19 protein-coding genes are annotated in these 18,149 nt (G+C 34.4%); 3 read left to right on the plus strand and 16 right to left on the minus strand.

All coding sequences use genetic code 11. From position 1 onward, the window contains the following. Window positions 1–77: 77 nt before the first annotated feature. The 4 genes from M2372_RS25170 to atpD form a co-directional block, all read right to left on the minus strand. Window positions 78–680 (minus strand): WG repeat-containing protein, encoded by a 603-nt coding sequence (locus M2372_RS25170; RefSeq protein ID WP_123319029.1) that lies wholly within the window; start codon window positions 678–680, stop codon window positions 78–80. Between the two features lie 355 nt (window positions 681–1,035). Further along, window positions 1,036–1,854 (minus strand): hypothetical protein, encoded by an 819-nt coding sequence (locus tag M2372_RS25175; RefSeq protein ID WP_115971440.1) that lies wholly within the window; start codon window positions 1,852–1,854, stop codon window positions 1,036–1,038. An 85-nt stretch (window positions 1,855–1,939) separates the two neighbouring features. Then, window positions 1,940–2,221: a F0F1 ATP synthase subunit epsilon gene (locus M2372_RS25180; RefSeq protein ID WP_115971439.1), complete on the minus strand. Its 282-nt coding sequence runs from the start codon at window positions 2,219–2,221 to the stop codon at window positions 1,940–1,942. A gap of 87 nt (window positions 2,222–2,308) precedes the next feature. Continuing rightward, a complete protein-coding gene (gene atpD / locus M2372_RS25185; protein WP_115971438.1) occupies window positions 2,309–3,817 on the minus strand; it encodes a F0F1 ATP synthase subunit beta in 1,509 nt (502 codons plus the stop codon). 207 nt (window positions 3,818–4,024) lie between these two features. Between atpD and M2372_RS25190 the strand changes: the two genes are divergently transcribed. Next, entirely contained in the window at window positions 4,025–4,945 is a 921-nt protein-coding gene (locus M2372_RS25190; protein WP_115971437.1) for a bifunctional riboflavin kinase/FAD synthetase, read from the plus strand. A gap of 46 nt (window positions 4,946–4,991) precedes the next feature. Here the strand turns inward: M2372_RS25190 and M2372_RS25195 are convergent, their stop codons facing one another. Continuing rightward, window positions 4,992–5,480 (minus strand): YbaY family lipoprotein, encoded by a 489-nt coding sequence (locus M2372_RS25195; protein ID WP_228455674.1) that lies wholly within the window; start codon window positions 5,478–5,480, stop codon window positions 4,992–4,994. A 361-nt stretch (window positions 5,481–5,841) separates the two neighbouring features. Here M2372_RS25195 and M2372_RS25200 point away from each other — a divergent pair, with 361 nt between their 5' ends. Beyond that, the gene (locus tag M2372_RS25200) at window positions 5,842–7,371 is read left to right on the plus strand and encodes a DUF2931 family protein (protein WP_123319028.1); all 1,530 of its coding nucleotides are present in this window, start codon (window positions 5,842–5,844) and stop codon (window positions 7,369–7,371) included. A 44-nt stretch (window positions 7,372–7,415) separates the two neighbouring features. Here the strand turns inward: M2372_RS25200 and M2372_RS25205 are convergent, their stop codons facing one another. Then, window positions 7,416–7,769, minus strand: a complete 354-nt coding sequence (locus tag M2372_RS25205; RefSeq protein WP_123319027.1) for an MmcQ/YjbR family DNA-binding protein — start codon at window positions 7,767–7,769, stop codon at window positions 7,416–7,418. 176 nt (window positions 7,770–7,945) lie between these two features. Here M2372_RS25205 and M2372_RS25210 point away from each other — a divergent pair, with 176 nt between their 5' ends. Further along, window positions 7,946–8,605, plus strand: a complete 660-nt coding sequence (locus tag M2372_RS25210) for an NAD(P)H-binding protein (protein ID WP_115971433.1) — start codon at window positions 7,946–7,948, stop codon at window positions 8,603–8,605. Between the two features lie 128 nt (window positions 8,606–8,733). On the opposite strand, the gene M2372_RS25215 is transcribed toward M2372_RS25210, so the two are convergent. From M2372_RS25215 to M2372_RS25260, 10 genes are all read right to left on the minus strand, one after another. Further along, the gene (locus tag M2372_RS25215) at window positions 8,734–9,249 is read right to left on the minus strand and encodes a VOC family protein (RefSeq protein ID WP_310473131.1); all 516 of its coding nucleotides are present in this window, start codon (window positions 9,247–9,249) and stop codon (window positions 8,734–8,736) included. A 73-nt stretch (window positions 9,250–9,322) separates the two neighbouring features. Continuing rightward, entirely contained in the window at window positions 9,323–9,898 is a 576-nt protein-coding gene (locus M2372_RS25220) for a glutathione peroxidase (RefSeq protein WP_115971432.1), read from the minus strand. 36 nt (window positions 9,899–9,934) lie between these two features. Then, entirely contained in the window at window positions 9,935–10,600 is a 666-nt protein-coding gene (locus M2372_RS25225) for a histidine kinase (protein ID WP_115971431.1), read from the minus strand. Continuing rightward, the gene (locus M2372_RS25230; protein ID WP_123319026.1) at window positions 10,597–10,995 is read right to left on the minus strand and encodes a hypothetical protein; all 399 of its coding nucleotides are present in this window, start codon (window positions 10,993–10,995) and stop codon (window positions 10,597–10,599) included. Before M2372_RS25230 ends, M2372_RS25225 begins: the two co-directional genes overlap by 4 nt. Window positions 10,996–11,109: 114 nt before the next feature. Beyond that, entirely contained in the window at window positions 11,110–11,832 is a 723-nt protein-coding gene (gene kdsB / locus M2372_RS25235) for a 3-deoxy-manno-octulosonate cytidylyltransferase (protein WP_123319025.1), read from the minus strand. 235 nt (window positions 11,833–12,067) lie between these two features. After that, on the minus strand, window positions 12,068–13,057 hold the full coding sequence (locus M2372_RS25240; protein ID WP_310473132.1) for a phosphatase PAP2 family protein: 990 nt from the start codon (window positions 13,055–13,057) through the stop codon (window positions 12,068–12,070). Window positions 13,058–13,183: 126 nt separating this feature from the next. Beyond that, entirely contained in the window at window positions 13,184–13,774 is a 591-nt protein-coding gene (locus M2372_RS25245) for a hypothetical protein (RefSeq protein WP_123319023.1), read from the minus strand. A gap of 113 nt (window positions 13,775–13,887) precedes the next feature. Next, a complete protein-coding gene (locus M2372_RS25250; protein WP_123319022.1) occupies window positions 13,888–15,141 on the minus strand; it encodes a pyridoxal phosphate-dependent aminotransferase in 1,254 nt (417 codons plus the stop codon). A 27-nt stretch (window positions 15,142–15,168) separates the two neighbouring features. Next, window positions 15,169–16,065: a hypothetical protein gene (locus M2372_RS25255; protein ID WP_123319021.1), complete on the minus strand. Its 897-nt coding sequence runs from the start codon at window positions 16,063–16,065 to the stop codon at window positions 15,169–15,171. Window positions 16,066–16,080: 15 nt separating this feature from the next. Continuing rightward, entirely contained in the window at window positions 16,081–17,796 is a 1,716-nt protein-coding gene (locus tag M2372_RS25260; protein WP_115971424.1) for a phospho-sugar mutase, read from the minus strand. Between the last annotated feature and the right edge of the window lie 353 nt (window positions 17,797–18,149).

Raw genomic sequence — 18,149 nt, forward strand, 5'->3', positions numbered from 1 at the left:
TTCTAATTAATGATTTTTTTATTTTTCTCTCGCAGATTTTACAGATTGCGCAGATTTTTAAATTCTGAATGAGTCTTTTAGTAATCATATTTCCATTTGATCTTATTGGCTATTTCTTCAAAAGTATATTTTCCCAATTCGATGACTTCTCCTTTAGTGTTGATGTATCCATTATTCTCACATTCAATGAAATAATGTTGACAGCCTTGCTCTTGTGGATGGTCATTCAAAGATTTCTTTTTGCATTTTTCTCCAATAATAGCCTTTCCATGGTAAAAGGAAGATACTTCCTCAAATTGAGGTTTAATAATTATTCTCCCTTTCTTATCTGCAAATCCAATTTTATTGTTTTCATCAACAATCCTTATTTTTTTTTGAATGATATCGTCAGGACTCATAGTTCCTATTTCGGTATTTAAAACTTTAAATAACTTCTTTCCGTTGATGTCAATGGCCGTCCAACCATCTTCTCCCTTTATTGAAAAAATAGAGAAATAACCTAAAGTTTCCGGTCTATAATTCAAACCAAATGAATCATCAAGTTTCCTGATGACTTTCCCATTTTTATCAGCAATATAAGCTGTATAATAATCCTCATTCTGATAGATTATCTGAAATTTCTTCTGGGCTGGAGCCATTGAAAACAGCAATAAGGTAACAAAAAATAATATCTTCTTCATTGGAATTTATTTTAGATTAAAATACTAAAAATAAATCAATATGAGATTTGTTGTAATGTTTTGGCTAAAGCCCGTTGCTATTGAATTATTTTTACTTTGAACTCCATCTAAATATCCGCATCTTTGTCATATCGTAAGAATCTGGAAAAGATATAGATATCACAGATTTATCAGATAATTATACGCTATTTTACACACAGCAAAAAAGAAAATTCGTGCATTCGTGGCGTATATTTTTTGCCACGAATGCACGAATAAAATAAGTGAAGAATCTATGTAATTAAGTGGTTATAAAAGAAAACCTCGGAAAGTTGCTCCAAGGTTTTTGTTTATGTATTTTTTAAGCAGATTCAATTTAATTAGGTGTATCTTTTGTCACTGGTCCTACAGTTACCTTTTCCTGAATTTTAATAAAATTCGGGTCCATAATAGCCATACGTTCGGCAAGTGCTTTATAGGTTGGATATTTTAAGATTGATGCTCTTCCGGACATTTCCTTGAAGAGGGTAAAAGACTTTCCACCAGCTGTTTTTAGTTGCTTTGTGGTTGTAATATATCTTCCTATGAGCTTACTTTTTGCATCATAGATCTCAATATCCAGAAAGCTTTTCTCCATGATTTTATCATCTGAACCAAAACTTACAGGTAGATTCGTAAAATAACCGACAGGAACTCCATTGCTAAGGATCTCACCTACTTTATTGACTTCAAGATTCATTTTATCAATCTTCTTTCTGATCGTATAGGCATCTTTTGTTTTACTGTCCAGTTTCCTTTTAGGAACATTTGAAAACAGCTCATCCAGGGTCTTTACGTTTATTCCTTTATTATCAATGATTTTAAAATCTTTCACAGAAGTATATACCGCAGATTTTTCTTCTCCGGAAAATGCAGAAGGTGATGAATAATCTACTTCAATCGTTTTATCCCTGTTATATACCCTATTAATCTGTATATAGCTGTCTCTGACGGAGTCAACAATACTTTTATCAATAAATTTTATTGTATACAATGGTGTTTCCTTTAAATCCATGAAGGTATACTCATTGGATTTATTGGATATTTTCGCCACCGGGATTCCGTCTAAATTGATAATTCCTCTTTTGGTTTTAATATTCTGAGCATTGAGGAAAATTCCCAGAATTGTAAAGAATATGATTATACTTTTCTTCATAGAATCAGACTTTTACATGATATGAAATAAAAAAAGTGTAACCAAAGTTACACTTTTTTGAAAATATATTTAGCTTTTCATTTAATTATTCGCAAAGGATAATTCCTTTGTTATGATTAAATTCCACAACACCGCTTTTGATAGAATATGAAAAGATAGAGTCTTTATCATTTTCTTTGGTTAGGTTTTTTGCGAAAGCTTCATCTACAGAGTTTGTAAAAAGCTTTACTTTCCCACCAATTAAAGAAGAAACAATTCCTGCGTGGTTTTTCATGATGTGAAATTCACCATTTTTTCCAGGCAATAATACTGAGTTTACTTCTCCTTCAAAAACTACGTATTCTGGTGTTAAAATTTTTATATTCATTTTAATTTAGATTTGAAGATTTCAGATTTCAGATTTCAGACACTTTAAAGTCTCATGTCTAGTATCTGATATCTTTATGTCTAATTATTAAGCGTTTTCAGCTAACATTTTTTGTCCAGCTTCGATAGCTTCCTCGATCGTTCCTTTCAAGTTGAAAGCAGCTTCTGGTAAGTGATCTAATTCACCATCCATAATCATAGTAAATCCTTTGATAGTATCTTTGATATCTACTAAAGATCCTGGGATACCTGTAAACTGTTCTGCAACGTGGAAAGGCTGAGATAAGAATCTCTGAACTTTTCTTGCACGGTAAACAACTGATTTATCTTCTTCAGAAAGTTCTTCCATACCAAGGATTGCGATGATATCCTGAAGTGATTTGTATCTCTGAAGGATTTCTTTTACTCTTTGAGCACAGTTATAGTGTTCATGACCAATTACTTCTGGAGAAAGGATTCTTGAAGTAGAAGCCAATGGATCTACCGCTGGGTAAATACCTAATGAAGCAATCTTTCTGTCAAGTACCGTAGTTGCATCCAAGTGAGCAAACGTTGTTGCAGGAGCCGGGTCAGTTAAGTCATCCGCAGGTACGTATACCGCCTGTACTGAAGTAATTGAACCATTTTTAGTTGAAGTAATTCTTTCCTGCATCGCACCCATCTCAGAAGCAAGAGTTGGTTGGTAACCTACCGCTGATGGCATACGACCAAGAAGTGCAGATACCTCAGAACCAGCCTGTGTAAAACGGAAGATGTTGTCTACGAAGAAAAGTACGTCTCTACCTTGTCCGCTTTCACCACCATCTCTGTAGTACTCAGCTAATGTAAGACCAGAAAGTGCTACTCTAGCTCTTGCACCTGGCGGCTCGTTCATCTGTCCAAATACGAATGCTGCTTTAGATTCTTTCATAGCCTCTAGGTCTACTTTTGAAAGATCCCAACCTCCGTTTTCCATAGAATGCATGAAATCATCACCATACTTGATAATTCCTGATTCAAGCATCTCTCTCAAAAGGTCATTTCCTTCTCTCGTTCTTTCACCTACTCCGGCGAATACAGAAAGACCTCCGTGTCCTTTTGCAATATTGTTAATCAACTCCTGAATCAATACCGTTTTACCTACACCAGCACCACCGAACAATCCAATTTTACCCCCTTTTGCGTAAGGTTCAACTAGGTCGATTACTTTAATACCTGTAAATAAAACTTCTGCTGAAGTTGATAATTGATCAAATTTTGGAGCTGGTCTGTGAATTGGAAGACCACCATCCTTAGATATATTTTGAAGTCCGTCGATAGCATCACCAACAACGTTGAATAGTCTTCCGTTTACAGCCTCACCGATTGGCATTGTAATAGGATCTCCATATCCGATTACATCTTGACCTCTCTTAAGACCATCAGTAGCGTCCATTGCAATACATCTTACTGTATCTTCGCCAATATGTTGTTCTACCTCTAAAACTACTTTTTCACCGTTTTCTTTTGTAATTTCTAACGCATCATAGATAGATGGAATTGCTTCCACATCATTGAAGACAACGTCGATTACCGGACCAATAATTTGAGAAATTTTACCTTTAATTTGGTTTGCCATTGCTAAATTTTTTCTTGGTGCAAATATAGTGATTCTTCATAAACCCGCAATTGGTAAAAAAAAGATTTTTATCATACTTTTTAGAAATTTACCAAAGGCACTGTTTACTAGTTTTACAAACCTATTTACCAGAAAAAAATATTGGTCCATTGTTATATTGATAGATTGTTACATTATATCTATATTTGCAGTCAAATTTTTCCCGTTTTGAAAGTTTTCAAGAATTTTAAAGATTATACCTCTCAAAAGCCTCTAGCATTGTCTTTAGGTATGTTTGACGGGGTGCATCTTGGACATAAAAGTATTATCGATGAACTAATTAAAGTAGGAACAGAGAACAATCTGGAAACGGCCATCCTTACGTTCTGGCCACATCCGAGGTTTGTTTTTAATCCCAATGAAGATTTAAAACTCCTGAATACAATAGAGGAAAAGCAACAGCGTATTGAAAAGTACAGCATTGACAATTTGTTTCTGAAGGAGTTTGACGAAGAATTCAGAAACCTTACCGGAGAAGAATTTGTACGCCAGATCCTGATTGATAAACTTAATGTGAAATACCTTATTATAGGATACGATCATTCTTTCGGAAAAAATAAAAGCGGAAATTTTGAGCTTCTTCAAAAGCTGTCCAAAGAACTGGATTTTGAAGTGGAACAGATGGAAGCCATTAACATTCATGAAAATAACATCAGTTCTACCAAGGTTCGTAATGCACTTTTAACGGGAAATATTAAAGAAGCCAATGAAATGTTGGGATACTTCTACCCTGTTTCCGGAACTGTAGTTCATGGCAAGAAAATCGGAAGAACTATAGGTTATCCTACGGCTAATATAGATACGCAATCTATTAAACTTTTACCTAAAAAAGGAGCTTATATTGTTGAAGTAGACATAAAAGGTCAGCAATATAAAGGAATGCTGAGCATTGGAACCAATCCTACGGTAAATGGAGAAAAGTTAACCGTTGAAGTGTATATCCTTGATTTTGACGATGATATTTATGATGAAAAGATCACTGTGAGATTTAGAGATTTTCTTCATGATGAAATCAAGTTTGAAGGTTTGGAAAAACTTATTGAGCGACTAGACGAAGATAAGCGATTAACAGAAGAATTTAATTTTTAAGATATAAAGAAAAGGCTATTCAGTGATGAATAGCCTTTTTAGTTTTTTATTTCAAAATCTTTACATAGATTTTTTGGGTGTCACTATTTAATTTTACATTCGGAAATGCTTTATCGTGATCAATGAAGATATCTCCTTTTTCATTCGCTTTTCCATTACCATCAGAATCCCATTCAGTCGCTATATAATATTTAGCACCCTTCATAGGTTTTGGATTGATTTTGCTTTGAGCATCTGCCGGTACTGGTAATTCAATCGTAAAAGGAATCGCTTTTCCTTCAAATTCCTTTTCTGCAATCAATGTGGCAGGAGTATCCTGTAATCCTTCACTTATTCCGTATAAGCTTACTTTAAGTTTTGGATTTTTGATTGTAAATTGTTCTGTACCTGTAAATTCTATCTTAAGATTATCAGAAGAATTTTCTGCAACCTTTTCAGATACTGAAGCTTCAGGAGCTGTTTTCTTTTCTGCTTTATTACAACTTGATAGCATCAATGCACCAGCTGCCATGAATAATAAAAAGTGATTTTTCATTTATTCTTATTTTAATTAATTTCAATTTAATATTTCACAGCTATTTGACAACAAAATTCGTACCTATATCTTTAAAATTTTAATTTCACAAAGAGTAATTGCTTATATTTTATGCCAAATAATTAAAAATAAGTTTAAAACAGTATTGAAAAATACACTAAAAGTCTATTAAACATTAATAATAAATCAATAAAAACTATTTTGGTTTATTATTTTATTTATATTTACTTAGTATCACTTCAGGTTGTAACTAAACCTCACATCTTTTGTAAATAATCTGACTGAATGGAATACTAGCAGAAAGCCAACAAATACTAACGGATGTACTAACTTTAAAACAAAATAGATATTCTATAATAAAATGATTTTCAAATCTATTATCTCCGCTATTCTGGTTACCATATTGAGTTTAGCGGGCATGTTATGTACACAGAATGCCGATTTAAATCTGGTATATGCAGCACTATTCTGCTCACCCTATTTTATTTTAATTACCCTATTCTATTTCTGTTTTAATGGCATTCGCAGAAAGTTAAACCTACTTGATCAGCCCAATATAATCTTTGAACTGGCTTATGGTTTTATATTTTACCTTACTTCCTGTGTGCTTTTGCCTGTCTTATTATTTGTGAGTACGTTAGGTGATGAATATGAACACAAGCTATATGCTGATTTGGGTGATCTTATCTCAGAAATGTTTCCCATCATTTTAATCCTGAGTATTTTTTTGACGGTTTTCAGCAGTATTCTAATAACCTGGGCCATTAGATCATACAAAACGCTACTTCCGGTCATTATCATATATATTGTTGTTATCTCTATTGTATATAACATTGTACAACATAATGAAAGACAAGAAACAGTAGCTTCTACAGGTAATATAAAGGCAACCGGAGAGGGATGGCGTGGTTCAATGAGTAATCCAGATGCTTATCCCGTGCAGTTATACAAAGGTGTTTTTTTACTTTCCAATAATGAAAGATATGAATTTACCTTTAATGAAGGGAATACTGTAAATTACGGTGCAAAATGGGGTGAAGACGGAGGCAATACGGATAAGAAAACAATGTCACTCCCCAAGGAACTGGATCTTACCTGGTATTCATTTGCAGAAGATTGTTTTTATCGGGTGAACAGTCCTATTGATTATAACAAACTGCAAATGCTCTTCAATACACCTTATACTGAGCAAATAGGTAAAAGAAAAACACAGGAAAACTATAACAGTGTTATTATGGGTTTTGCTCCGGGAGGAGTATTAGTGGTATGGGCTGGCAGCAGCGGGCGTCGTCAAATAGAAATTGGCCGCTACTCTGCAGAAAAAGTAAATATCACCAAACCAGTAATTGATGGAGAAGGACTTAAATATGGAGATGTATTTAATCAGGAATGGCACAAAAAAGTATTAACAGATACCACTATTATACCTTTTAAAACACAACAGCATACAAAAAACAAACCTATCCCTTATGGTTATTGGGACAAATTGCGAACACGTTACAACTGGTATCCAACCTTTGTAGTATCTCCGGAAATAAAAATCTCTGATGCAGATTTTAGGTTTTACAATGCTGAGCGTTTTGTATTTTTTGATGAAACCCTTCAAAACAACATCTATGAAGAACGTGGTATTCCTAAAAATGTATATATTAAATGGTATGATAAAAATGGTAAACGATGCGCTGTAGATTTTGAGTTTAATGAAGAAAAAACCTTTAAACAGTTTGATTCTTTTTTTAATCATCAAAAAAATACCAAGGCTACAATAGAATTTAATATTAGCCAAAAGGATAAAACAGCAACCGCAATGCTAAGGAATGGCAAAAATCAACTATTGCTTTTACAAACCAACATGATTGAATACAATAGAATTAATAAAAATGTAAGATGATATTTAATTCTTACAGGTACGATATGCTGATCAAAAATAAAATTTTACGAATTATTAATAAGCTCCCTACTTTTCTTTGTCAGCGATTTAAAAACCAGATCATATGACTGATCAATAAGTTTTAAGATAAGATCTCTTTTTAACCCATCTACTGCAACAGAGTTCCAATGGGTTTTATTCATATGGTAAGCTCCTTCAATCTGGGAATATTGCTCCCGAAGCTCTGCACTCCACTCTGGATCTGTCTTTACATTGATGGATAATGGCTGTCTTTCCAGACCCATTAGCAGGAACATCTTGGTGTCTACCTTCAGTACAAGGGTTTCGTTGTCAAATGGAAAACTTTCTGTAACTGCTTTTTTGGAAAGACAATAGTCTAGTATTTCGTTGGCATCCATGGCTTTTTATGAGTAATTAATAATGAGTAATATGATTAATGACAATTTATAAATGATGATTGATGAGTAAGATATTTAATGATAAGATCTTTTATCTTTTATCTTTTATCTTTTATCTTTTATTCAAATTTAGTAAATTTAAGAAAGAAAATACCATTACATAAATCCCTATTGTTATGAAAGCTTTAGTAATCGGTGCTACAGGCGCTACAGGAAAAGATCTGGTTAATCAGTTACTCAACGACAAGGCTTTTGAGGAAGTCGATATTTTTGTACGAAAACCTGTTGACATTGAGAATGAAAGACTTAAAGTTCATGTTGTGGATTTTGAAAAACCTGAAGAATGGAAAGAGATGGTGAAGGGAGATGTTGCATTTTCATGTCTGGGAACTACTCTGAAAAATGCAGGAAGCAAGGAAGCTCAGAAAAAAGTAGATTTTGATTACCAATATGAATTTGCGAAAGCTGCCAGAGAGAATGATGTGGAAGATTATATACTTGTTTCTGCTTATGGCGCCGATCCGAAATCAAGGATTTTTTATTCTAAAATGAAAGGAGAACTGGAAGACGCTGTAAAACAATTACATTTTAATAAGATCACCATTTTTAAACCCGGAATGCTTGAGCGAAAAGATTCTGAAAGAACGGGAGAAGTTTTGGGCAGCCGGATTATAAAATTTGCGAATAAACTAGGGTTATTGGAAAGTCAAAAGCCTTTGCCTACAGATATTTTAGCAAAAGCTATGATTAATTCTTCTAAGATAAAAAGTAATGGCTACTCCAGTATCAAGCTTGGAAATATTTTTTGTTTTGCAGATAAGGTAATTGATAGATGATAAAATAGTATGCTAAAAAATCTGTGTAAATCCGTGCAATCTGTGGTAATTTTTATTTACCCGCAGATTGGCACAGATGCTTTGATTTAGTTTGTATTTTATTTAAAGATTCGGAACAAAAATATAATTTATTTTGTAGTCTTACTCCCCATATTTTGTCCCAGCTTTTCATATTCAATATCATTAGGCTCCCAAAGCTCTATTTTATTGCCTTCAATATCCATTATATGGACGAATTTTCCATAGTCATAGCTCTCAATTTTATCCAGAATGGTTACATTTTCTTTTTTTAACTGTTCTACCAACTTTTCAAGATCCTGTACCCGGTAATTAATCATAAAATCTTTTTCAGAAGGTTGAAAATATTTTGTTCTTTCACTGAAAGGACTCCATTGGCTAAACCCTTTCTTAGAGTTATCAGCACCCTGATACCATTCAAAAACAGATCCGTATTCATTAACTTCAAGGCCCAAATGTTGCTGATACCATTCTCTTATTTTTTTTGGATCTTTAGATTTAAAAAAGATACCACCGATTCCTGTTACTCTTTTCAGATCACCAGATTCTTTTTCCGTAACTGCTTTAAAGGCAAATCCTGATAAAAAAGCGGCTACAATACAAACTGCAAAAAATATTTTTTTCATGAGTTATTATTTATTCAAAAATAAAAAAAGTGGATGATAACATCCACTTTCTGTATATAAATTTACTTTTTATTTATTTCAAATGCTTCGTAATGGCATCACTTGTAGGCTTTGTTGTACTTACATAAGTATCAATCAGTTTTCCGTTCTCATCAATCAGGAATTTGGTGAAGTTCCAAAGAACAGTTGTATTTTTCACTCCGTTTAATTCCTGCTCTGTTAAATATTTAAAGATAGGTGCGGTATCATCTCCTTTTACAGAAACTTTTGCGGCCATTGGGAATGTTACTCCATAGTTTTTCTGGCAGAATGTTCCGATTTCAGCATTGCTTCCTGGTTCCTGTCCACCAAAGTTATTGGCTGGGAAACCTACAATTACCAATTTGTCTTTATATTCTTCATATAGTTTTTCAAGATCAGCATACTGAGGAGTAAATCCGCACTCTGAAGCTGTATTCACGATCAGGATTTTTTTTCCTTTGAAATCAGCAAAGTTGATTTCCTTACCGTCAAGACTTTCTACTTTAAAGTCATATATTGTTTTTCCCATAAGTTCTTTGGTTTTTGCTTGAGAAATTTCACTTTTTTGATTGGTGCAGCTTTGCAGAAACGCCATGAAAGAAAGCAGCATTAAAAAAATATTTTTCATTTCTTATAAATTTAAGCAGCCGAAACTGCTGATGAATTAAAACTTAAAGATATTCGCCGGAAAGACCTTATTGATATCTATTCTGTTAAGAAGCATCACATAATCACCGTCTTTTTTAGGACTTGAAGATTCTATTCTGAAAGGCATCGTAAGATTTCCTACTTTTTTATAATCGGAATATACTACCGTTTCTTCTTTTTTAATTTCCTTTAAAAGCATATAAGTGGTTGTATCAAAATAATACATATTCTTATTCACATTCTTGGTCAGCTCTACTTTATGGCAATAGATCTCGCCTACTTTTTCCTTTCCAAGGTATTTGGCATCAAAGCCTTTATTTTCCCAGTCAATAAAATCATTATCAAAATTTTCCGGTACATATTCCGGATACACCTGAAGTTTATTGGCTGCATAGTTCATTGCATAGCCTTTGTTTCCGTCAAAACCTTCAATCGCAGTTTCTTTTCCTCCAATTACAATGATTGTTTTGGTAAGATTAGGTCTCTGCTGGTATATTTTTATAGGATACTCATCCTTAATTCCCAATACTACTTTTCCTTGCAGCAATACGGAGTTTAAAAGCTTCCAATTGGTTAGGCCTCCGGATAATTCAATATTTTTATCTATAATTTCCTTTGCTGTCTGGCCATAATACAATGAACTTGTAACGGTAAAAAGGATTAAGTATATTATTTTTTTCATTTAATTTTATTAAAATAGTTCTTTAAAGAAGGTTTAAAAATCAAGCCTGGCTTGCTTTTTTTATTTTGTGGAACCAGATTTCCATTTACATATTTAAAAATCATTCCCGGATCTTCTTTAAAACCTAACGTTTTTGTAAGATATAATATTTTATTTTCATATTTATAGGTAACAGGATCTTTGCTGTTTTGCTCTCCGGAAGGTATCTGTAAATACGCCGGATATATTACATTATTTTTAAATTCCAGGACCAGAAAAGTATATCTATCATAGGCTCCATTGGTAGTTGCCACACAGCTATGATGAATCTGGGCATAGAATTTTTTATGATTCAGATCCTGAGATTTCAAAACTGAACCGTAAAATAATGCGATTAAAAATAAGATCCTGACCAAAATAACTTATTTATCAATTCAAATATAAGGGGAATTGGGATAAAAAGCAAAAAGCCAGAGAAAGTAAAATGGTATTATTACATTCTCAAATGATCTCATTTTCAAATTTTGAGATCAAATCAGCTTCCTCGCCTTTTCCAGGTCTTCTGGCGTATCAATGCCTACTCCAACGAAATTGGTTTCTATCATTCTTATTTTCATTCCGTATTCCAGGTAGCGGATGCATTCAATCTTTTCGGATATTTCCAATGGTTTCATTTCCAGTTTTGAAAACTGTAATAAAGCTTCTTTTCTGAATGCATATACTCCAATGTGCTTAAAGTAGCTTACATCATAAGAAACTTCTCTGTGAAAAGGAATTGCAGAACGGCTGAAATATAAGGCAAAACCATTATTATCTGTAATTACTTTTACATTATTCGGATTTTCTATTTCTTCTTTTTCTGACAGCTTTATTTTTAGGGAAGCCAGAGAGATTTCCTGTTGATCGTCTTGTTTAAAAACTTCAATCAACTGTTTCAAAGGTTCCAGCTTAAGGAAAGGCTCGTCGCCCTGAACATTAATCACGATATCGCAATCTATGTTCTGTACTGCTTCGGCAATACGGTCGCTTCCTGTTTCGTGTTGTCCTGTCATTACAGCTTTTCCTCCATTCTTAGTAATTTCCTCCAAGATGATTTCAGAATCTGTTGCTACAAATACCTCATCAAACAAACCTGTTTCCACTACATTCTGATAGGTCGTGGTAATAACAGTTTTTTCTCCCAGTATCTGCATCAGTTTTCCCGGAAAACGGCTGGCTTCATAGCGCGCAGGGATGACAGCGATTATTTTCATTCAGTACGATATTAATTAAGTCATTTCAAGCCCTCATCTCCAAAAAGACGATTGACAGGGCTTATTCAGACCAAAAATAGTGAAAACTATTCTACTTTGCTCTATAAAATGTGGGATTGTGTGCAATTTCTCTATTCAATTCTATGATTTTTTTATCCTTCAAAAAACAAAATTCCCACATCTTCTATGAAAATGTGAGAATCGGGTATAGATTTTTATTAAATGAGTCAGTATATTAAAAAGATAGTTTTACGCCTACCATATTGTATTCCCATTGGCGGGAGGCCATAAGGTCAAATTTATATTTTGTTTTTCCTATTGTTCCTTCTGAAGTTGTATATCTGCTTTTTGATATTGTTTTTCCAATAAAGTAACCCATTAATAAGGCTAACGGATAATCTGAGGCCCAGTGAACTTTGCTCTGCATCATCTGAAAGCATAAGGCTCCAGCTAATGTATATCCTACAGGCTTTATCCATCGTGCATCCGGATAGTTGTCTGCAATAACCGTAATCCCAGCCATAAAGGTTGTTAAGTGTCCCGATGGCATTGCATCATAGTTTGAGGTATTTTTACCAAATGCTGAGAAACTTGGAAAGGGATTCCATGCACCACCTTTATTTCCATTTTCTTCTGCGATAAAAGGGCTTTCTCTTCCGGTAATTCTTTTAATGGTTTGGGTGAAAACTCCGGAAAGGATTAAACTTTCCATTAATCCACTGGCGGTTGCCTGTGCTCTGTAATCATTTTTAATCAAACCGTAGGCTCCAAAACCGATTCCAAGAAACACTAATGTAGAACCATTTCCTATAAGATATAATGTAGATCCAATGTCTTTGGGAATTTTAAAAACACCCCCCAGTTTTGTATAATTGTTATCTTTATCCATCCCCCATCTTTCTCCCAATTCTCTTGAATTATCAATTAATTTCTGGTCAAAAGGTAAAAGGATCAATGTAGATACAACAGCGCCTCCTAAATAATAGGCATGATCTTTTGCTACAAAATCTTTATTGGTATCGATAAAGTTTCGGGGAAGTTTGGTTACAAAATCCAGCAGTTTAGGTTTTGGATAGGTTCGCACAGAACCGTCTTTTAAAGTATAAGTTTGTACTTTTGGAGATTCAAGCTCTTGTGATAATTCTTTAACCTGCAATGTATCCACCTCCTGTGAATAAACCAATACAGACATTGGCAATAGCAAAAATCTCATTTTTTTCATCATTGTTGTTTTCAACCCTGTTTATTCTTAGCTTATAAAGGGCTCAAAGATAATTCCTAGCTGACTTTGTACAAAGCGTTTGCTTAATTTTTAATGTTTATTTAATTTTTATGGAATAAAAACCGGACCTTAATTTATATAATTGACAAGGAAAATGATTCCATAAATCCAGGAAACATATAAAAATGAATAGAAAGCCCCAAATCCAAGACTTTTTATAATATCTCCTTTGCATTTGCCTGAGTTTTTAAAAACTAATCTCAATGCTCTGAAAAAAATCCAATATAGCATGGCGGTCAGAAATAATAAAGCTGACCAAAAGAAAAGTCCTAAGAAATAAGAAAGAAATATAAGCACAATGGAAAATATAATCCACACAACCACTGAAAGTATAGCACTTCCTATTCCGTCTCCTACTACAGGAGGATCAAAGTCAAAACTGCCAATCTCCGGTGCTTTATCAGTATATTTTTTTATTCTTTCTCTGTTTAAAATATTTCCTACATTATCTTTTAGCTTCAGACCATAATACAATCCTAAAGTAATGAACAGGAAAAATACACCTGCAAGAATAGAGGTTGATACTATAGAGTTTTGAAATAGGGACCTATGACCTCCTTTCCCGGAAAGCCAAACACTGATGATCACTATTGGAATTATAGCCAGTTTGGAATAAAACAAATATTTTGTTTCAATAAAGGCTTTTTTGGGAGGTTTCATGAGTTATTAGGTTATAAAAACGCTTCAACTCCGCTCAGCGTGACAATGCTAATACTATTTGTATATTTAACAATGTCTTGCTGAACGGAGTCGAAGTATATGTTTGTTTGAAATTATTTCAGATTATTCAAAGCTGTTTCCAATTTTGGAAGCATTACTTTGATCTCATCTACAGCTAATCCTCCAACAGAAGCACGGAACCAAGGTTCAGATTTATCTTCCCCGAATGCTGAGAATGGTACTAAAGCCACTCCTGCGTCATTGATAAGGTAAAATACAAGGTCTGAAGAGTTCTCAATAACAGCTCCATCCGGTTTTGTTTTTCCGATATAATCCAATTTGATGGTAAGATAAAGTGCTCCCATCGGTTCAATACTGTCTACTGCTAAACCTTTTGCTTTCAGATCCTGAACTCCGCTGTGAAGAACTTTTAAACTTTCTTCAAGCTTTCCTTTAAAATCTTCTACGAATACGTTTACATTTTCAGGGTTTTCATAGAATTTTGCTGTTGCTTCCTGCTCCGGTTTTGGTGCCCACGCTCCAACGTGCGTAAGAAGTGCTTTCATTTTATCAATGATATGCGCAGGACCGAATCCCCATCCTACACGTACTCCTGTAGCAGCCAGACATTTTGAAATTCCATCAATATATACGGTATATTCTTTCATTTCAGGGAAAAGAGAAACCGGATCTACATGTTCTGCACCAAAAGTAAGGTTAGAATAGATCTGGTCATACATTAAGTATAACGGCTTTTCGTCTGCTCCTCTCTTCTTGTTTTCAGCAATTACCAACTCACAGATTTCTGAAAGCTGTTCTCTTGTGAACATTGTTCCTGTTGGGTTCAATGGTGAACAAAGTGCTAATAAAACTGCTCCATCCAAATGAGGTCTTAAATCATCTGCTGTTGGAAGAAAATTGGTTTCAGGCTTTGTCTTTACTTCTACTGCATTCGCTGAAGTAAGGTAAGCGTAGTGATTATTGTTCCATGATGGTGTAGGATATACTATTTTATCTCCTTCATCTACGATGGTTTTATATACTGCATAGATCAAAGGTCTTGATCCTGCTGTAATCAAAATATCATTTGGAGAATAATCCAGGTTCCATCTGTTTTTTAAGTCTTTGGAAACTTCTTTTCTTAAAGATAAAAGTCCGTTGGCAGGTGGATAGTTTGTCAGGTTATTCTGATAGGCTTTCTGAACCTCTTCCTTCAGCAATGCCGGAATAGGATAGATATTAGAATTCAGGTCACCAATAGTAAGATTGGCAATTTCTGCACCTTTTGCTTTTAGATCATTTACTTCGTTACCAATTTTTACAATTTCAGAACCGATCAGGTTCGCTGCTAATTTTGAAACTTTCACTTTATTCTTATTTAAAATTTACTAATATTATCTTCTCAGATTAATTTTGTCTTCTATCTGATCCACAGGTGTGTGGGCATCATAAGCGGCTATTAGTTCTTTAGTTTTTTTTACGGTATTGGAATTCGGATATTTTTTGATGAGTTTATTGTAAGCTTCTCTTTTATCATCATAAATTTTTCCTTCCTCACTGTCATAAATCCGATCACTGTCCATTCCCAGAAGATAATCTAACAAATAATTGTAATAATTATCTTTTGCGGCCTTAAGTAATGGGCTTTTGGGATATTTATTGATAAAATTTTCCCATTCGATCAATCGGTCCCCTAATTCTTCCCAGGTAATCAAAAGTCCGCCGTTTACAGCATAGTTTTCCTTATTATCTTTTGCCATCTGTGAGATGTAAGCATCGTAATCAGGAGTTACTTTATTCTTGAAAACAGATGCATAATATCCCGGCAGCGAGTGAATTTCAGTAAGACCTTCTCCCATTTCGCGGAATTCAAGACCTGCTTTATTCAGCTCAGCAGCCATTTTCTTTATATTATCCGGCAGATTATAAGTATCCGGTCCTGTATGATAATCAATATATTTGTCAAGGATTTCAGTTTGAGAATCGTTAAAACACTCGGTGTATTTCTCTCTGATTTTCACATAATCTTCATACACTTTGTTGTTCTGCTCCGGACTGTTTCCTGCAATCTCTTTATCAATCTTAGTACGATACCATTGCAAAGCTTTAATATAGTCTTCCGTTTTATTATTTGCAGAACAGGCTGTATCAATGGGTTTGTACTGATCCTCTTTGGTTTCGTTTTTAGCGATTGAGTCGTTTGCAGGTTTTCCGTCCGGAACTGCAGTCTCCTTTTTACAGGAAACTACAGCTGCAGACAGTATGCAAACTGTTATTATTTTTTTTATCATATCTGCTTTCAGAGATTAATCCAGTTTTAAATCTGTTTTAACGGCCTGAATTTTAGCTTCCAATGATTTCAGTTTATCTTTAAAATCTGCTTCAGAAGAGATAGAGTCTTTTACTGAAACATAGAATTTAATTTTTGGTTCTGTTCCTGAAGGTCTTACACAAACTTTAGTACCGTCTTGTGTATAATAAATCAATACGTTAGACTGCGGAATGTCGTTCATTACTTTTTTCTCTCCTGATGAAATGGTAAGGCTTGTCTGCTCTTTAAAGTCTTTCACTTCTTCCACTAATGAACCTGCCAATTCTTTTGGAGGGTTTTCACGGAAGTTTTTCATCATATCCTGAATTTCTTCAGCACCTTGTCTTCCCTTTCTAACAATATTGATTAATCCTTCAAAGTACATCCCCAAATCTTCATAGATTTCGATCATGTATTGGTACATTGTTTTCCCGTTGGCTTTACACCAGGCTGCAATTTCGCAAGCCAGAAGGATACTTCCACAAGAGTCTTTATCACGAACAAAATCTCCGGTCATGAATCCGAAGCTTTCTTCTCCACCACACACAAATTTCTGTGTTCCTTCTGCTTCACGGATCATTTTTCCGATCCACTTGAATCCTGTAAGACCTACTTTGCACTCAACACCGAATTTCTGTGCAATATCATAGAAAATATCTGAGGTAACAATGGTGGACCCGATGAATTCTTTTCCTGTAATTCTTCCCTGTTTTCTCCATTCGTTCAGGATGTAATATGTAAGGATAGTGTTAGTTTGGTTACCGTTCAATAACTGCATTTCACCATCAAGGTTTCTTACCGCAATTCCTAATCTGTCACCATCCGGATCTGTTCCGATCACAATATCCGCATTGGTAATCTTTGCTAGATCCATAGCCATTTCCAATGCTGCAGGCTCTTCTGGGTTTGGAGAATCTACGGTTGGGAAGTTTCCACTTGGAATCATCTGTTCTTTAACCAGATCTACTTTTTTGAAGCCAGCTTTTGCTAACGCTTTTGGAATGGTAGTATAAGTGGTTCCGTGAATGGAAGTGAAAACAATATTTAAGTTTTCTTTTCCTTCGTTCTGATACGTAGAATTTTCAATACATGCATCAATGTAAACGTCATCCTGCTCCTCTCCGATCCATTCGATCAGATCATCATTTCCGTTGAATTTAATTTCTTCGAATTTTACAGAATATACTTCTTTGATAATGGCTTCATCGTTTGGTGGAACGATCTGTGCACCGTCATTCCAATATACTTTGTATCCATTATATTCAGGTGGATTGTGGGAAGCGGTTAATACAATTCCTCCGTTACATTTTTTATCACGAACTGTGAAAGACAATTCAGGAGTTGGTCTGTGATCTTTGAAAAGCAATACTTTAATTCCGTTTGCCGTCAAAACATCTGCTACCAGTTTTCCGAATTCTTTTGAATTGTGACGAACATCATAAGCAATAGCTACTTTAATTTCCTCTCCTTTGAACTGCTCCAGCATATAGTTAGCCAATCCCTGAGTTGCCTGTCCTAATGTATATTTATTTAAGCGGTTGGTTCCTACTCCCATTATTCCACGCATTCCTCCTGTTCCGAATTCCAGTTCTCTGTAGAAAGAATCTTCCAGGTCCGGGGAATTGCTGTCGATTAATGCCTGTACTGCCTTTCTCGTTTCTTCATCGAAGGTCTCACTTAACCAAAGTTTCGCTTTTTCTAATGTGTTCATATTTAGTTTAGTTTGGAAGCTGAAGGCTGGAAGAGGGAGGTTGTTTTTGTCCCGGTTCAACCTTTCAGCTTTTGATTTATTATTTATCTTATTTATAAGGCTGGAAGTAGGAAGCTGGGAGATGGAAGATGGAAGATATCACATCCCCTAATTCAGACTTCTGCCTTTTATTTTAATTATTCTTTTTTATTTGATTAAAAAGTGAAAGAATCGTTTGGTAAACTGGAATTCCCTCCAGCTTCCAACTCCCATCTTCCAGCCATTAATCTTTTATCTGATTTCTAAAAGCTATAATCTGATTCATTAAGTTATAACTTTCATTATAAAATTTATTAAATTCCATTTCTGTAATA

Source organism: Chryseobacterium sp. BIGb0232 (genome assembly GCF_024810195.1).
Taxonomy (GTDB): Bacteria; Bacteroidota; Bacteroidia; order Flavobacteriales; family Weeksellaceae; genus Chryseobacterium; species Chryseobacterium pennae.

Coding starts and splice junctions, on each gene's coding strand:
- M2372_RS25170 (WP_123319029.1), bottom strand. CDS start 680: ATGAAGAAGATATTATTTTTTGTTACCTTATTGCTGTTTTCAATGGCT.
- M2372_RS25175 (WP_115971440.1), bottom strand. CDS start 1,854: ATGAAGAAAAGTATAATCATATTCTTTACAATTCTGGGAATTTTCCTC.
- M2372_RS25180 (WP_115971439.1), bottom strand. CDS start 2,221: ATGAATATAAAAATTTTAACACCAGAATACGTAGTTTTTGAAGGAGAA.
- atpD (WP_115971438.1), bottom strand. CDS start 3,817: ATGGCAAACCAAATTAAAGGTAAAATTTCTCAAATTATTGGTCCGGTA.
- M2372_RS25195 (WP_228455674.1), bottom strand. CDS start 5,480: ATGAAAAATCACTTTTTATTATTCATGGCAGCTGGTGCATTGATGCTA.
- M2372_RS25200 (WP_123319028.1), top strand. CDS start 5,842: ATGATTTTCAAATCTATTATCTCCGCTATTCTGGTTACCATATTGAGT.
- M2372_RS25205 (WP_123319027.1), bottom strand. CDS start 7,769: ATGGATGCCAACGAAATACTAGACTATTGTCTTTCCAAAAAAGCAGTT.
- M2372_RS25210 (WP_115971433.1), top strand. CDS start 7,946: ATGAAAGCTTTAGTAATCGGTGCTACAGGCGCTACAGGAAAAGATCTG.
- M2372_RS25215 (WP_310473131.1), bottom strand. CDS start 9,249: ATGAAAAAAATATTTTTTGCAGTTTGTATTGTAGCCGCTTTTTTATCA.
- M2372_RS25220 (WP_115971432.1), bottom strand. CDS start 9,898: ATGAAAAATATTTTTTTAATGCTGCTTTCTTTCATGGCGTTTCTGCAA.
- M2372_RS25225 (WP_115971431.1), bottom strand. CDS start 10,600: ATGAAAAAAATAATATACTTAATCCTTTTTACCGTTACAAGTTCATTG.
- kdsB (WP_123319025.1), bottom strand. CDS start 11,832: ATGAAAATAATCGCTGTCATCCCTGCGCGCTATGAAGCCAGCCGTTTT.
- M2372_RS25240 (WP_310473132.1), bottom strand. CDS start 13,057: ATGATGAAAAAAATGAGATTTTTGCTATTGCCAATGTCTGTATTGGTT.
- M2372_RS25245 (WP_123319023.1), bottom strand. CDS start 13,774: ATGAAACCTCCCAAAAAAGCCTTTATTGAAACAAAATATTTGTTTTAT.
- M2372_RS25255 (WP_123319021.1), bottom strand. CDS start 16,065: ATGATAAAAAAAATAATAACAGTTTGCATACTGTCTGCAGCTGTAGTT.
- M2372_RS25260 (WP_115971424.1), bottom strand. CDS start 17,796: ATGAACACATTAGAAAAAGCGAAACTTTGGTTAAGTGAGACCTTCGAT.